The organism is Streptomyces aureoversilis, from assembly GCF_042657885.1.
Lineage (GTDB): Bacteria > Actinomycetota > Actinomycetes > Streptomycetales > Streptomycetaceae > Streptomyces > Streptomyces aureoversilis.
Genome location: NZ_JBHSKJ010000015.1, coordinates 76379 through 91421, shown reverse-complemented (window position 1 = coordinate 91421; position 15043 = coordinate 76379). Strand labels below are relative to the sequence as shown.

General features: G+C 71.8%; 15 protein-coding genes and 1 riboswitch. Of the genes, 7 read left to right on the top strand and 8 right to left on the bottom strand.

All coding sequences use genetic code 11. The features are described from left to right. Positions 1–22 precede the first annotated feature (22 nt). Complete coding sequence (glgX, locus tag ACFPP6_RS24940; RefSeq protein WP_382046398.1) at positions 23–2428, bottom strand: glycogen debranching protein GlgX; 2406 nt, start codon at positions 2426–2428, stop codon at positions 23–25. Between the two features lie 474 nt (positions 2429–2902). Between glgX and ACFPP6_RS24935 the strand changes: the two genes are divergently transcribed. The 4 genes from ACFPP6_RS24935 (at position 2903) to ACFPP6_RS24920 (ending at position 6413) form a co-directional block, all read left to right on the top strand. Continuing rightward, on the top strand, positions 2903–4075 hold the full coding sequence (locus ACFPP6_RS24935; RefSeq protein ID WP_382046727.1) for a L,D-transpeptidase: 1173 nt from the start codon (positions 2903–2905) through the stop codon (positions 4073–4075). 118 nt (positions 4076–4193) lie between these two features. After that, positions 4194–4961 carry an enoyl-CoA hydratase/isomerase family protein gene (locus ACFPP6_RS24930; protein WP_382046395.1) on the top strand — a complete coding sequence of 256 codons (768 nt, stop codon included), beginning with the start codon at positions 4194–4196 and terminating at the stop codon, positions 4959–4961. A gap of 190 nt (positions 4962–5151) precedes the next feature. Further along, positions 5152–5781 carry an ATP-binding protein gene (locus tag ACFPP6_RS24925; RefSeq protein ID WP_382046392.1) on the top strand — a complete coding sequence of 210 codons (630 nt, stop codon included), beginning with the start codon at positions 5152–5154 and terminating at the stop codon, positions 5779–5781. Positions 5782–6197: 416 nt separating this feature from the next. Then, complete coding sequence (locus ACFPP6_RS24920; RefSeq protein WP_058046371.1) at positions 6198–6413, top strand: EF-hand domain-containing protein; 216 nt, start codon at positions 6198–6200, stop codon at positions 6411–6413. Positions 6414–6474: 61 nt separating this feature from the next. Here the strand turns inward: ACFPP6_RS24920 and ACFPP6_RS24915 are convergent, their stop codons facing one another. Next, positions 6475–6786, bottom strand: coding sequence for a hypothetical protein (locus ACFPP6_RS24915; RefSeq protein WP_382046389.1), 312 nt, complete (start codon positions 6784–6786; stop codon positions 6475–6477). Positions 6787–6864: 78 nt separating this feature from the next. Here ACFPP6_RS24915 and cutA point away from each other — a divergent pair, with 78 nt between their 5' ends. Beyond that, the gene (gene cutA, locus ACFPP6_RS24910) at positions 6865–7200 is read left to right on the top strand and encodes a divalent-cation tolerance protein CutA (RefSeq protein ID WP_382046387.1); all 336 of its coding nucleotides are present in this window, start codon (positions 6865–6867) and stop codon (positions 7198–7200) included. On the opposite strand, the gene ACFPP6_RS24905 is transcribed toward cutA, so the two are convergent. Beyond that, positions 7187–7744 carry a hypothetical protein gene (locus tag ACFPP6_RS24905; protein ID WP_382046385.1) on the bottom strand — a complete coding sequence of 186 codons (558 nt, stop codon included), beginning with the start codon at positions 7742–7744 and terminating at the stop codon, positions 7187–7189. The genes cutA and ACFPP6_RS24905 overlap by 14 nt on opposite strands. Before the next feature lie 174 nt (positions 7745–7918). Here ACFPP6_RS24905 and ACFPP6_RS24900 point away from each other — a divergent pair, with 174 nt between their 5' ends. After that, entirely contained in the window at positions 7919–8773 is an 855-nt protein-coding gene (locus ACFPP6_RS24900; protein WP_382046382.1) for an SCO4651 family lipoprotein, read from the top strand. 76 nt (positions 8774–8849) lie between these two features. On the opposite strand, the gene ACFPP6_RS24895 is transcribed toward ACFPP6_RS24900, so the two are convergent. The 4 genes from ACFPP6_RS24895 to gcvT form a co-directional block, all read right to left on the bottom strand. Next, on the bottom strand, positions 8850–10232 hold the full coding sequence (locus ACFPP6_RS24895; protein ID WP_382046379.1) for an L-serine ammonia-lyase: 1383 nt from the start codon (positions 10230–10232) through the stop codon (positions 8850–8852). Positions 10233–10384: 152 nt separating this feature from the next. After that, positions 10385–11647 carry a serine hydroxymethyltransferase gene (gene glyA, locus ACFPP6_RS24890; RefSeq protein ID WP_382046376.1) on the bottom strand — a complete coding sequence of 421 codons (1263 nt, stop codon included), beginning with the start codon at positions 11645–11647 and terminating at the stop codon, positions 10385–10387. Positions 11648–11692: 45 nt separating this feature from the next. Further along, a complete protein-coding gene (gene gcvH, locus ACFPP6_RS24885) occupies positions 11693–12070 on the bottom strand; it encodes a glycine cleavage system protein GcvH (protein WP_336009333.1) in 378 nt (125 codons plus the stop codon). Positions 12071–12170: 100 nt separating this feature from the next. Beyond that, positions 12171–13286 (bottom strand): glycine cleavage system aminomethyltransferase GcvT, encoded by a 1116-nt coding sequence (gene gcvT, locus ACFPP6_RS24880; RefSeq protein ID WP_382046372.1) that lies wholly within the window; start codon positions 13284–13286, stop codon positions 12171–12173. 148 nt (positions 13287–13434) lie between these two features. Beyond that, positions 13435–13542: riboswitch (glycine riboswitch) on the bottom strand. A 165-nt stretch (positions 13543–13707) separates the two neighbouring features. Here gcvT and ACFPP6_RS24875 point away from each other — a divergent pair. After that, positions 13708–14427 (top strand): AAA family ATPase, encoded by a 720-nt coding sequence (locus tag ACFPP6_RS24875; protein WP_382046369.1) that lies wholly within the window; start codon positions 13708–13710, stop codon positions 14425–14427. Between the two features lie 63 nt (positions 14428–14490). Here the strand turns inward: ACFPP6_RS24875 and ACFPP6_RS24870 are convergent, their stop codons facing one another. Continuing rightward, positions 14491–15042, bottom strand: a complete 552-nt coding sequence (locus tag ACFPP6_RS24870; RefSeq protein WP_382046366.1) for a hypothetical protein — start codon at positions 15040–15042, stop codon at positions 14491–14493. Position 15043: the final 1 nt, after the last annotated feature.

Sequence of the window (15043 nt, the reverse complement as noted above, 5' to 3'; positions counted from 1 at the left end):
TACGGTTCACCACTGACACCGCTCACTCGGTTTTTTCGCCCAGGACCTTACGGGGCAGCGGAATTGGAGCCTCCGGTCCTGCTTCCGCCTGCTCCCTCGTCACCCGCCACAGGAGCACCGAGCGCGCTCCCACGGTGATGCGCGCACCCGCCGCCCGGCGCTCGCCCGGCGGCGCCCCCTGCTCCTCCCGCGCGGTGTCCACGAGCAGTTCGTAGCCGTCCGCCCACGGCGGGCCCGGCAGGGTGAACCCCGCCTCGGCCGGGCCCGCGTGCAGCACGGCCAGGAAGCTGTCGTCCGTGACCGGCTCGCCCTGCTGCCCGCGCTGGGGGATGTCCCGGCCCGAGAGGTACATGCCGAGCGTGGCCGTCGGCGCGTACCAGTCGGCCTGCGTCATCTCCGTGCCCCCGGCCGTGAACCAGGCCAGATCCCGCAGCCCGTCCGCGCTCTGCGGGCGGCCCGAGAAGAAGGAGCGGCTGCGCAGGACGGGGTGGGCGCGGCGCAGCGCGAGGAGCCGGCAGCACAGGTCCGCGAGGGCGCGCCAGCCCGGCTCCTCCAGCAGCGACCAGTCGGTCCAGCTGGTCTCGTTGTCCTGGCAGTAGGCGTTGTTGTTGCCGCCTTGGGTGCGGCCCATCTCGTCGCCCGCGACGAGCATCGGCACGCCCGTCGACAGCAGCAGGGTGGTCAGCAGGTTGCGCAGCTGGCGCCGCCGCAGGGCCCGCACCGCGGGGTCGTCCGTGGGGCCCTCCGCGCCGCAGTTCCACGACCGGTTTCCGTCGGTGCCGTCGCGGTTGCCCTCGCCGTTGGCCTCGTTGTGCTTGTGCTCGTAGCTGACCAGGTCGCGCAGGGTGAAGCCGTCGTGGGCCGTGACGAAGTTGACGGAGGCGTAGGGGCGGCGGCCGCCCCAGGCGTAGAGGTCGCTGGAGCCCGAGAGCCGGTAGCCGAGGTCGCGCACGTCGGGCAGGGCGCCGCGCCAGAAGTCCCGGACGGCGTCGCGGTAGCGGTCGTTCCACTCCGTCCACAGCGGCGGGAAGGAGCCGACCTGGTAGCCGCCCGAGCCCACGTCCCACGGCTCGGCTATGAGCTTGACGCGGCGCAGCACGGGGTCCTGGGCGATGACGGCGAGGAACGGCGAGAGCATGTCGACGTCGTGCATGGAGCGGGCCAGCGCCGCCGCCAGGTCGAAGCGGAAGCCGTCGACGCCCATCTCCGTCACCCAGTAGCGCAGGGAGTCGGTGATCAGCCGCAGGACGTTCGGCTGGACGACGTGCAGGGTGTTGCCGCAGCCGGTGTAGTCGGCGTAGCGGCGCCGGTCGTCCTGGAGCCGGTAGTAGCGGCGGTTGTCGATGCCCTTCAGGGACAGCGTGGGGCCCAGCTCGCCGCCCTCGGCGGTGTGGTTGTAGACCACGTCGAGGATGACCTCCAGGCCCGCCGCGTGCAGGGCGCGCACCATGCGCTTGAACTCGCCCACCTGCCGGCCGTCGGTCCCGGACGCCGCGTAGGCGGCGTGCGGGGCGAAGTAGCCGATGGAGTTGTAGCCCCAGTAGTTGCGCAGCCCCCGCCGCAGCAGGTGGTCCTCGTGCGCGAACTGGTGCACCGGCAGCAGCTCCACGGCCGTCACCCCGAGCCGCACCAGGTGCTCGACGGCCGCGGGGTGCGCGAGCCCGGCGTACGTGCCGCGCAGCTCCTCGGGGACGCCCGGGTGGCGCTTGGTGAAGCCGCGCACGTGCAGCTCGTAGATGACGGAGTCGGGCCAGGGCGTCTTGGGCCGGTGGTCGTCCGCCCAGTCGTCGCCGTCCGCGACGACCACGCCCTTGGGGACGTACGGGGCCGAGTCGCGCTCGTCGCGGACGGTGTCGGCCACGTGCTGCTGGGGCCAGTCCCGCACGTGCCCGTACACCTCGGGGGGCAGGGAGAAGTCGCCGTCCACGGCGCGGGCGTAGGGATCCAGCAGGAGCTTGGCGGGGTTCCAGCGGGCGCCCGTCCAGGGGTCCCAGCGGCCGTGGACGCGGTAGCCGTAGCGGCGGCCGGGCAGCACCCCGGGCACGAAGCCGTGCCATATCTCGTGCGTCAGCTCGGTGAGGGGCAGCCGCGTCTCGCCCTGCGGGGGGCCGTCCGGGCCGCCGTCCCCTCCGCCGTCGAACAGGCACAGCTCGACGGCCTCCGCCCCGCCGGCCCACAGGGCGAAGTTCGTCCCCGCCGTGCCGTCGGCGGCGGTCCTGAAGCGGGCGCCGAGCGGCTCGGGGCTGCCGGGCCACACCGTGGCGCCGGGCAGCGGCCGCAGGGCCGGGTCCGGGCGGGGGCGTCCGTTGACGGCGGCGCCCGGGGCCCTCGCGGGCCGTCCGGCCGTGCGGTCGTCCCCGGGGTGCCGGGTCCGGCGGCCGCCGAACTCGTCCCCCCGCTCCGCCTCTTGCTCGGGTGCGCTCGACACGTCTTCGCCTCCGGCGGCTCGCGGGCAGCGCGCCGGGCGCCCGGCGTCCCGTGCCGGGCGGCGGCGGTTCCGTCCTTGCCCCCAGTTCTGCCCAGAACCACGCGTGCGCTCACACGGGTGATCGGGCGCCGTGCCGGGCGGCGCGGGCCGTCTGCCCGCCTGCGGGCAGCGGGCCGCCCCCGGCCCGGAGCACACAGGTGGCCGGATTATGATGCTCACCTTCAGCCACGGGGATCACCCTCGCCGCATGTCTCGTACCACCGTTCCCATTTGGGACCGAACGGTGACATTCCATGGGACGGCGGCGCAGGAGCCCTGTGGTTATCTATCGCCAGCGCGTGAGCCGCGCTTTCGGGGGCGCCGCGTGGCCGCGGGCCGTGCGAGGGGAGACAACCGATTTTGAACGTGCAGCTGATACCGAGAGGGCGCGCAGCCCGGCGCAGAGGTCTGTTCGCGCTGCTTCTCGGCGCGCTGATGCTGCTGGTCACGGCCTGTGGCGGCGGTGACGACGCCGGGAAGAAGAGCGGCGCCAAGAAGGTTCCGGACGGCCCGTCGGAGGCCGTCGTCTCCATCGCGCCGGAGGACGGCACGAAGGACGTCGCGACGTCCGGTGCGCTCAAGGTCACCGCCCAGAAGGGCAAGCTGACCTCCGTCAAGGTCGCCGACGCCAAGGGCCGTACGGTCGAGGGCAGGATCACCGACGACGGCTCGGCCTGGGAGCCCACCGCTCACCTCGGCGCCTCCAGCAAGTACACGGTCGATGCCCTGGCCAAGGACGACGACGGCCGCCCGTCGGCCAAGCACGCGTCGTTCACGACGCTCACCCCGCAGAACACCTTCGTCGGCTACTTCACGCCGGAGGACGGCAGCACGGTCGGCGTGGGCATGCCCGTATCGGTCACTTTCAGCCGCGGCATCACCGACCCCAAGGCCGTCGAGCGCGCCATCAAGGTGAAGACCGAGCCGGCCGTCGAGGTCAGGGGCCACTGGTTCGGCAACGACCGCATCGACTTCCGGCCCGAGCAGTACTGGAAGGCCGGCACCAAGGTGACGGTCGACCTGAACCTCGACGGCGTCCAGGGCCGCAAGGGCGTGTACGGCTCGCAGTCGAAGACCGTGAAGTTCACGGTCGGCCGCAGCCAGGTCAGCACGGTCGACGCCAAGTCCCACCAGATGACGGTCGAGCGGGACGGCAAGGTCGTCAGGACCATCCCGATATCCGCCGGCGCCCCCGCCAACCCCACGTACAACGGCCAGATGGTCATCAGCGAGAAGCACGAGGTGACGCGCATGAACGGCGCCACCGTCGGCTTCACCAAGGGCGACGGCAAGGGCGAGTACGACATCCCCGACGTGCCGCACGCGATGCGCCTGTCCACCTCCGGCACCTTCCTGCACGGCAACTACTGGTCCGGCTCCTCGACCTTCGGCTCGGAGAACGCGAGCCACGGCTGCGTGGGCCTGGAGGACCAGCGCGGCGGCGGCGACCCGAACACGCCGGCGGCCTGGTTCTACAAGAACTCCCTCATCGGCGACGTCGTGGTCGTCAAGAACTCCGACGACAAGACGATCAAGCCGGACAACGGCCTCAACGGCTGGAACATGCCGTGGTCGGAGTGGGGCAAGAGCACCCCTCAGGCCGGCTGACGGCCCTTCGCACGCGGCCCGCGGCCCGGAGCACTCGTGACCGAGTGTTCCGGGCCGTCCGGCGTTCCGGGCCCGATCGGGGGGAGCCGTCGAACCCCCGTGTCACTAATCTGGTGCCATGACTGTGCATCTTGAGGTTGCCGAGGGCGTCGGAACCATCCGCCTGGACCGTCCGCCGATGAACGCGCTCGACATCGCCGCCCAGGACCGGATCCGCGAGCTCGCCGAGGAGGCGACCCGCCGCGATGACGTGCGGGCCGTCGTGCTGTGGGGCGGGGAGAAGGTGTTCGCCGCCGGGGCGGACATCAAGGAGATGCAGAAGATGGACCACGCCGCGATGGTGGCGCGCTCCCGCGGCCTGCAGGACTCCTTCACCGCCGTCGCCCGCATCCCCAAGCCCGTCGTCGCCGCCGTCACCGGCTACGCCCTCGGCGGCGGCTGCGAGCTGGCGCTCTGCGCCGACTTCCGGATCGCCGCCGACAACGCCAAGCTCGGCCAGCCCGAGATCCTGCTCGGCCTGATCCCCGGCGCGGGCGGCACCCAGCGCCTGGCGCGGCTGATCGGCCCGTCCAAGGCCAAGGACCTCATCTTCACCGGCCGTATGGTCAAGGCCGACGAGGCGCTCGCGCTCGGCCTGGTCGACCGCGTCGTGCCCGCCGCCGAGGTGTACGAGCAGGCGCACGCGTGGGCCGCCCGGCTCGCCGCCGGCCCCGCGCTCGCGCTGCGCGCCGCGAAGGAGTCCGTGGACGCCGGTCTGGAGACCGACATCGACACGGGCCTCGCCATCGAACGGAACTGGTTTGCGGGCCTGTTCGCGACCGAGGACCGGGAGATCGGCATGCGCAGCTTCGTCGAGGACGGGCCGGGCAAGGCCAAGTTCGTCTGACGCGCGGCCGGTTGGCGGCGGCCCCGGAGCGGGCCGCCGCAGCCGCCCCCGGCGTTGACGCACGGTCGTGCCGGTGTCCACCCCGGGGTGCCTCTTGTGGGGGAATTACGCGCAGTACGCGACCGCGGGGAACCGCCGTTCCGGCCGATTCGGGCGCTCTCTCCGGCCTCTGTGGTCGCCGCAGGTCAGTATGGGTTTCCGGGTCGCTTCCCTGCCCTTGGCATATGTCGTCGCACGGGCTTGGAGGGGGTCGCTCCGGTCAGGTGAATCCCTTCGTTCCAGCCCCGGGCGTGCTTGCGGCGGCCATGATGGGGGCATGGCGGGCCTGGAGGGAACGGAGCAGCCACGGCAGCGGGTCGGCACGGCCGCTGTGCGCTGGTCGCCGACCGTGGAGGATGAGCTGGCGCTCAAGGCGCTCGATCTGTTCGGCAATCCCACACAGGGCGAGGTGCGCCTGCCCTCGCGCCCCGAGTCGGCCGTCGCGGCCCGCCGGCTGACCCAGTCCGTGGTCCTGCGCCAGTGGGGCCTCTCGGGCCAACTCACCGAGCACGCCGTCCTGCTGGTCTCCGAGCTCGTCGGCAACGCCGTCCGCCACACCGGCGCGCGCTACTTCGGCCTGCGGATGCTGCGCCGGCGGGGCTGGCTCCGCATAGAGGTCCGCGACCCCTCCCGGGGGCTGCCCTGCCTGATGCCCGTGCACGAGCTCGACGTCACGGGCCGGGGGCTCTTCCTCGTCGACAAGCTCTCGGACCGCTGGGGGGTGGACCTGCTGGCACGCGGCAAGACCACCTGGTTCGAGATGCGGGTCGCCGACCGCTGAGACGCGACACCGCCGGGATACAACCGCCGGGATACGGCACCGCCGGGACACAACGAAGAGGCCCCCATCCGTCGGCATGCGACGGGCCGGGGGCCTCTTCGGGCGCCGCGGAGATTGGGGTGTGTTCCGCGGCGGATGACGACCTGGCTCGGGTCAATGAGGGTCGTGGCTTCCGACTATGGCAGACGGGGTGCGTTCCAGCCAAAACGGCTATTTGTTCAATTCGGGCAAGGTCACCTATTTCTCTCTGTAATCAAAGGTGAGGTCGACCACGTGCCTTGAATTCTTCGAATGGATCAGCGGAAGCGCTTATTTTTATGCGAAATTACACAGAGTGAGCTCTGGCCGTGATCAACCTGATCGAAAGGGCGGCTAATCTGTGCCGGTCATACCAGCACACCAAAGGGGAGGCTCACATGGCTGACATGGAGAGCGCACGCGAGACGTTCGCCAAGTTCGACATCGACGGGGACGGTTTCATCACGGCCGCCGAGTACAAGAAGGCCATGGCGCAGCTCGGCGACCACTTCGTCACCGAGACCGTCGCCCAGTCGATCATCGACTCCAAGGACGGCAACGGCGACCGCCTGCTGTCCTTCGAGGAGTTCTGGAACTCCGTCAACAAGGGCTGACCCGCACGGAACGGCCGACCCCCGGGGAAGGCCGGCCCGGGCCGCGCCGTCGCGGCCCGGGTCAGCGCCAGCCGCGCCGCTGCGCCCCGGCCCGGCGCCGCCGGTCGTTGCACAGCAGGCACCGGCCCCAGCCCGGAGGCAGGGGATCGGTCTTGTCCCCGTACAGCGGGTCCACGGGGCCCTTCGGGTGCTCCGAGCAGCCCGTGGCCGTGAGGCCGCCGCCCAGGGCGCTCGCCGCGGTCAGCGCCCTGCGCAGGGCGTCCACCAGCTGCTCGGCCTCATGGGGCGCGGGTGCGGCGGCGTCGAGGGAGAAGGCGATGTCCGAGGCGGTGGTGAGCGCGCTCTGGAGTTCGCGCAGGTCTGCGTAACTCATGTCCGTGAGCGTAACGGCCGCCACTGACAACCCCGTCCCACCGCCCGTCGCGCACGGCCCCTGCGGTACGGTCGCGCCATGCCGGAGGCCCAGTACATCGCCGTGATGACGACGACCGACAGCGAGGAGCGCGCCAGGCACCTCGCCACCACCGCCGTCGAGGCGCGGCTCGCCGCCTGCGCCCAGATCGACGGCCCCGTCACCAGCGTCTACCGGTGGCAGGACGAGGTGCACAGCGACACCGAGTGGCGCGTCCTCTACAAGACCGCGGCGGACCGCTACGGCGAGCTGGAGGCCCACATCAAGGGCGCGCACACCTACGAGACCCCGGAGATCGTCGCCACCCCCGTCACCGCGGGCAGCGACGCGTACCTCGCCTGGCTCCGGACGGAGACGCGCCTCAGCCGCGGCTGAGGGTCCAGCTCCGCTCCGCGCCCGCCGAGCCCGTGTCGCGGACCGTCCGCACCCCCTCGCCCGTCGCATCGCGCGACGAGCCGGTGCGGTGCGTGGCCTGCTCCCAGATGCGGCCGTCCGCCTCCGCGGCGACCTTCTGCCGCCCGCCCGGGCCGATCGGTTCGGTGCGGAAGCGCTGCCCGGCCGCGTCCGCGTCGCACGGCGCGGTGACGAGCAGCGCGCCCTGTCTGCCGATGCAGCGGTAGGGCTGCGCCTGCGACGAGAACTGGTGCGTGGCCGGGCTGTAGACCCAGGTCTGGGCGGCCCGCCCGGACTCCCGGCACGGCTGCAGCGCCACGAGCCAGGGGCGCAGCGTGCCGCGCGGGTCGCGGTAGCCCGAACCTTCGGCGGTCAGGCAGCCGCCGTGCACGCCGTTGTGGATGCGCACGGCGCCGGCGGGCGCCGCGGGCGTGGTCCCGGCGTCGGCGCCGGCCAGGGGGGCCGTGACGCCGAGGGCGGCGACGGCGCCGAGGATCGCTGCGGTGGCGCGGAGGGAATGGCGCATGGCGAGAGCTCCTCGATCAAGGGGTGGTAAGGGAACGAGGGCGTTGACATTACTGACGGCAGTGATGCGCTGACACGCTGTTTCCGGTCATGGTCATTTCCACTCGCACGCCGTGATCAGCCGGGATATCCTCACCGAAACTTTATGAAGTACGGACAAAGGACAGTAAGGCACTTGAAGGCGATACGTAAGAGCGTCGTGGCCGCCACGGGGGTCGCTCTCGCTCTGAGCCTGGCGGCGTGCGGCGGCTCCGGCGGCGGCAAGGACGAGCCCGCGGGCTCCGGCGGCGGGAAGGGTGACAGCGGCGCCGACAAGGCACTCAAGGCGGCGGAGCCGGCCGGCACGCTCAAGGCGGCCGCGGCCAAGGGGGCGCGGGAGAACACCTACCGCACCAAGGGGACGCGCAAGGACAAGGACGGGGAGTTCGTCACCGAGGGCGCCTTCCAGGCGAAGCCCCACGCGTCCGTGATGAAGGACGTGGGCCCGAAGTCGGCCGAGTACCCGGACGGCGTCAACCACGTCATCACCGTGAACGACAAGATGTACTTCAACGGCGAGAAGATCGCCGGCAAGAAGTGGTGGACGTTCAGCGTCGAGGGCGCCGACAAGAGCAAGGACCCGTCGTCGGAGCTCTTCGTCCGGATGACGTCGGCGCTCGCCACGTCCAAGGACGTGAAGAACACGGGCGTCGAGACCGTCGGCGGCCGCCGCGCGGCCCGCTTCCAGGGCACGGTCGTCGTGTCCGAGCTCGCCGCCTACAAGGGCGACGCGATCACGGACAAGGACCGCGACTTCGTCGTGAACGGCTACAAGGGCGACGGCGTCCAGCAGGTCGAGCTCGTCGTCTGGGTGGACGCGGACGGCGTGGTCGCGAGGACCGAGGAGTCGGGCAAGGGCTCCAAGGGCGAGTTCCGCCGGACCGACGAGTACCGCGACTGGGGCGCGGACCTGGGAATCAAGCCCCCTCCGGCCGCCGAGACGGCGACCGAGAAGGAGGTCTTCGAGGCCGAGATGAAGAAGCAGAAGTAGCTTCCCGCACACGAGAGGCGCCCCCGCCCGGCATCAGCCGGAGACGGGGGCGCCTCTCGTGTGGCTCAGCGGCGCGTCAGCACTCGATGATGTTCACGGCCAGACCGCCGCGCGCCGTCTCCTTGTACTTCACGCTCATGTCCGCGCCCGTCTCCTTCATGGTCTTGATGACCTTGTCGAGGGAGACGTGGTGGCGGCCGTCGCCGCGCAGGGCCATGCGGGCCGCGGTGACCGCCTTGGCGGCGGCCATGCCGTTGCGCTCGATGCACGGGATCTGGACCAGGCCGCCGACCGGGTCGCAGGTCAGGCCGAGGTTGTGCTCCATGCCGATCTCGGCGGCGTTCTCGACCTGCTCGGCGGAGCCGCCCAGGACCTCGGCGAGACCGCCGGAGGCCATGGAGCAGGCGGAGCCGACCTCGCCCTGGCAGCCGACCTCGGCGCCGGAGATCGAGGCGTTCTCCTTGAAGAGCATGCCGATGGCGCCCGCGGCGAGCAGGAAGCGGACGATGCCGTCCTCGTCCGCGCCGGGCACGAAGTTCATGTAGTAGTGCAGGACGGCCGGGATGATGCCGGCGGCGCCGTTGGTCGGCGCGGTCACGACGCGGCCGCCCGCGGCGTTCTCCTCGTTGACGGCCATGGCGTAGATCGTGATCCACTCCATGGCGCGGGCCTGCGGGTCGCCCTCGGCGCGCAGCTGGCGGGCGGTGTTCGCGGCGCGGCGGCGGACCTTCAGGCCGCCCGGCAGGATGCCCTCGCGGGACATGCCGCGCGCGACGCACGCCTGCATCACGCCCCAGATCTCCAGCAGGCCCTCGCGGATCTCCTGCTCGGTGCGCCAGGCCTTCTCGTTCTCCATCATCATCGCGGAGATCGACAGGCCCGACTCGCGGGACATCCGCAGCAGCTCGTCACCGGTGCGGAAGGGGTACTTCAGGACGGTGTCGTCCAGCTTGATGCGGTCCTCGCCGACCGCGTCCTCGTCCACGACGAAACCGCCGCCGACGGAGTAGTAGGTCTTCTCCAGCAGGGGGGCGCCGGCCTCGTCGTAGGCGAAGAGGGTCATGCCGTTGGCGTGGTACGGCAGGGAGCGGCGGCGGTGCAGGATCAGCTGGACCGACTCGTCGAAGTCGATCTCGTGGGTGTTGCCGATCTCCGCGCCGAGCAGCCGCAGCCGCTTCGACTCGCGGATGCGCTCGACCTCGGCGTCGGCGAGCTCGACGTCGACGGTGCGCGGGGAGTAGCCCTCCAGGCCGAGCAGGACGGCCTTGGGGGTGCCGTGGCCGTGGCCGGTGGCGCCGAGCGAGCCGAAGAGCTCGGCCCGGACGGAGGTGGTGTGGGCCAGGAGGCCCTCGTTCTTCAGCCGTCGCGTGAACATCAGCGCGGCCCGCATGGGACCCACCGTGTGGGAGCTGGACGGGCCTATGCCGATCGAGAAGAGATCGAAAACGGAGATGGCCACGGTGGCTGCTCCCTGTCTGCTTGGGGGTGGTACGGGTCGTGCCGGGGGGCGCCCACGGTGGTACGGGGGCGGCGCGTGGTGCGGGGCACCGGGCGCTCACTCTTCAGTGTGCCCGGTGCCCCGTACCGATGCGTAAATCGGATGCCGATGTGTTACTTCAGGCCGGGGTACAGCGGGTGCTTGTCCGCCAGGGCCGTGACGCGGCCGCGCAGGGCCTCCGCGTCGTAGACCGGCTTCAGCGCCTCGGCGATGATGTCGGCGACCTCACGGAAGTCCTCCGCCTGGAAGCCGCGGGTGGCCAGCGCCGGGGTGCCGATCCGCAGACCCGAGGTGACCATCGGCGGCCGCGGGTCGTTCGGGATGGCGTTCCGGTTGACCGTGATCCCGACCTCGTGGAGGCGGTCCTCGGCCTGCTGGCCGTCCAGCTCGGAGTTACGAAGGTCCACCAGCACCAGGTGCACGTCCGTACCGCCGGAGAGGACGGACACGCCCGCCTCGGCGACGTCCGGCTGCACCAGGCGCTCGGCCAGGATCTTCGCGCCCTCCAGCGTACGCTGCTGGCGCTCCTTGAACTCCTCGCTGGCCGCGACCTTGAAGGAGACGGCCTTCGCAGCGATCACGTGCTCCAGCGGGCCACCCTGCTGACCGGGGAAGACGGCAGAGTTGATCTTCTTGGCCAGCTCGGCAGTGGAGAGGATCACACCGCCGCGGGGACCGCCGAGGGTCTTGTGCGTGGTGGTCGTCACGACGTGCGCGTGCGGCACCGGGGAGGGGTGCAGCCCGGCGGCGACGAGGCCCGCGAAGTGGGCCATGTCGACCATCAGGTACGCGCCGACCTCGTCGGCGATCCGGCGGAAGGCGGCGAAGTCCAGCTGACGCGGGTACGCGGACCAGCCGGCGACGATCAGCTTCGGGCGGTGCTCCTTGGCGAGGCGCTCGACCTCCTCCATGTCGACCAGGTTGGTCTGCTCGTCGACGTGGTAGGCGACCACGTTGTAGAGCTTGCCGGAGAAGTTGATCTTCATGCCGTGGGTCAGGTGCCCGCCGTGGGCGAGGTTCAGACCCAGGATGGTGTCGCCCGGCTTGAGCAGCGCGAACATCGCGGCGGCGTTCGCCTGCGCACCGGAGTGCGGCTGGACGTTCGCGTGCTCGGCACCGAAGAGCGCCTTGATCCGGTCGATGGCGATCTGCTCGACGACATCGACGTGCTCGCAGCCACCGTAGTAGCGGCGGCCGGGGTAGCCCTCGGCGTACTTGTTGGTGAGGACCGAGCCCTGGGCCTCCATGACCGCGACCGGAGCGAAGTTCTCCGAGGCGATCATCTCGAGGGTGGACTGCTGGCGGTGGAGTTCGGCGTCGACAGCGGCGGCGACGTCGGGGTCGAGCTCATGGAGGGAGCTGTTCAGCAGAGACATGAGTTCTTCCTGGACTTCCTGGGCGAGGGAGGGCGAGGGGTGGGGTCAGCCTGCGGTGAAGGCGTCGTACTCGGCGGCGGAGAGGAGGTCCGCCGGCTCGTCCGTGATCTTCACCTTGAACAGCCAGCCGCCCTCGAAGGGGGCGGAGTTCACCAGCGCGGGGTCGTCCACGACGTCCTGGTTGGCCTCGGTGACCTCACCGGTCACCGGGGAGTACAGGTCGCTGACCGACTTGGTCGACTCCAGCTCGCCGCAGCTCTCGCCGGCGGTGACGGTGTCGCCGACGGCCGGGAGCTGGGCGTAGACGACGTCACCGAGGGAGTTGGCGGCGAACTCGGTGATGCCGACCGTGGCCACGCCGTCCTCGACGGCCGACAGCCACTCGTGCTCCTTGCTGTAGCGCAGCTGCTGGGGGTTGCTCATGGCTAGATTCTCCTGGATGCGCGTGAGTGCTTGTGCAACGGGTCTTGACGGAGGGAGACGAGAGAGGGCAGGGAAGCCCCCGGGCGAGCCACGGGGAAGATCAACGCTGCCGCTTGTAGAAGGGCAGGGCCACGACCTCGTACGGCTCGTGGCTGCCGCGGATGTCCACGCCCACGCCCTGCGTGCCGGGGGCGGCGTGCGCCGCGTCCACGTAGGCGATGGCGATCGGCTTGCCGAGCGTGGGGGAGGGGGCGCCGGAGGTGACCTCGCCGACGACCTCGCCGCCGGCCACCACCGCGAAGCCGGCGCGCGGCACGCGGCGGCCCTCGGCGATCAGGCCGACCAGCTTGCGCGGCGGCTGCGCCCCGGCGCGCTCCGCGGCCGCCTGCAGCGCGGCGCGGCCCACGAAGTCGCCCTCCTTCTCGAACTTCACGACCCGGCCCAGGCCCGCGTCGAACGGGGTGGTCGCGGTCGTCAGCTCGTGCCCGTACAGCGGCATGCCCGCCTCCAGGCGCAGCGTGTCGCGGCAGGAGAGCCCGCACGGCACGAGGCCGGCCTCCGCGCCCGCCTCGGTGAGGGCCTGCCACAGCTTCACGGCGTCGCCCGGCGCGACGAACAGCTCGAAGCCGTCCTCGCCGGTGTAGCCGGTGCGGGCGATCAGGGCCGGGACGCCCGCGACGGTGCCCGGCAGGCCCGCGTAGTACTTCAGGCCGTCCAGGTCGGCGTCCGTCAGGGACTTCAGGATGGCGGGCGAGGCCGGGCCCTGGACGGCGAGGAGGGCGTAGGCGTCGCGGTCGTCGCGGACGGCCGCGTCGAAGCCGGCGGCGCGCTCGGTCAGGGCGTCCAGCACGGTCTGCGCGTTGGAGGCGTTGGCGACGACCATGTACTCCGCGTCGGCGAGGCGGTAGACGATCAGGTCGTCGAGGATGCCGCCGTCCTCGCGGCAGATCATCGTGTAGCGGGCGCGGCCGACGGCGACGCTCCCTATGTTGCCCACGAGGGCGAAGTCCAGCAGGGCGGCGGCCTGCGGGCCGGTCACGGTGATCTCACCCATGTGCGAGAGGTCGAACAGACCGGCGCGGGTGCGGACCGCGACGTGCTCGTCGCGCTCGCTGCCGTAGCGCAGCGGCATGTCCCAGCCCGCGAAGTCGGTCATGGTCGCGCCGAGCTCGCGGTGCAGGGCGTCGAGGGCTGTGCGGCGAGGGGTGTCGGTCATGGTGTGGGCTCCCGGACATGGCAGTGAGGACGTCCTCCCCATCTGTCATCGGAACCTGAGAGGTTCACCGGGAGCCGTCGCGACACGCGGGGCCCGGCTTGCACCTTGGGTGGAGCCGCGCACGGTGCGGCCCGCTTTTCAGATCTGCCTCGTCCGCGCGGTACGGGGCCTGAGAGATTCAAGGGAGGAACTTGCTCCTTCGGCGCCCAGCGCACACGGCGTGGCGTGCAGCCTGGGACTCTCCCGCGCGGATTCGAGCGGCCGGTATGCAGTTGGATACGCAGTTGGCGCGCACATCATTGCACGTACGGGCGCGTTACGGACTGCCTGGCGGCCCCCGAATTCGATTACCTTTCCTTTACGTTCTGTGGGTAGGGGGCAGTGACGGGCAGTGACCGGGGCCGGGGGAGGGGCGGAACGGATGGGAACAGCACCGACGGCAGGGACGGCCGGGCCCGCGCGGGCGCATGGCGCGGCCGCGGCGGAGAGCGGCGCGGCGCGGCCCCGGGCGGGGGTGCTCGACCTGCGCTCCGGAGCGGGCCGCGGGGAGCTCCGCTTCCCCGCGGGGGACGTGCTGATCGTCTCCGGGCTGCCCGGGAGCGGGAAGTCCACGCTCATCCGGCGGGCCGTGTCCGTGCTGGACGCGCAGGACGGCGTCGTCTGGTGCGTCGACTCCCAGGACACCCGGGAGCGGCTGGAGCGGCACGCACCCCGCTGGCTGCCGTACGCGGCCTACCGGCCCTTCGCCCGGCTCGCGCACTACGCGGCGCTGCGGCGCGCCCTGCGCTCCACCGCGAGTGCCGTCGTGCACGATTGCGGGCAGCGCGGCTGGGTCCGCCGCTGGGTCGCCCGTGACGCACGGCGCCGGGGCGGCGCGGCCCACCTGCTCCTCCTCGACGTGCCGCCGGGGACCGCGCTGGCCGGGCAGGCGGCGCGGGGCCGCGGCGTCTCGCCGTACGCCTTCCGCCGGCACCGGCGGGCGATGGCCCGGCTGCTCGCGACGGTGTCGGACCCGCTGATCCCGGACCCGCTGATCCCGGACCGCCCGGGGCGCCCCGGGCGCCTGCCGGCGGGGGTCGCTTCGGTGGTCCTCCTGGACCGCGGGGCGGTGGACGCACTGCGGAGGATCACCTTCGAGTAGGTGCGCCCGGCACCGCCCGGGCCGCTGCGCGGTCATGAGCCGCAGAGGTGGCCCCGGCGCCGCCTACAGCGGCAGCGGTGCCGGCAGCGTCGAGCCGTCTTCCGCCAGGGGGAGTTTGGCCAGGAGGTCCTTCACGACGGCGAGGGCCTCCGTGATCGCCGACCGGACGCCCGCCGAGTCCCTCTTCGCCGCCGCGTCGATCAGCTTCCCGATCGCCTTGTGCAGCTTCTTCAGCAGGTCGCGGACGTCGTCCGGCGGGGCCACCGCCGGGCGCCCCGAGGAGGGCGGGGACTGCTGCCGCAGGGAGTCCGTGAGCCGGTCCGCCGACGACCGCAGCCGCTGCTGCATCTCCTTGAGCGCGCCGGTGTCCGGCGTCCTGGACTGCGCCTCCTTGCCGATCCGGGAGACCAGCGTGAGCGCCTCCCCCAGCTGTCCCACCGCGTCGAGCTGCTGGTGGACGGCGGCCGCGGACTTCGGTTCGGTGGCCGGGAGCACGACGGACATGTCGGGGTCCGGTGCGTTCACGGCGGCCAGGGAGGGGCCCGCGACGCCGACGGCCACGGAGCCGCAGGCGGCGACGGCTATCGCCGAGGCGGCGAACTTGTTGACACGCATG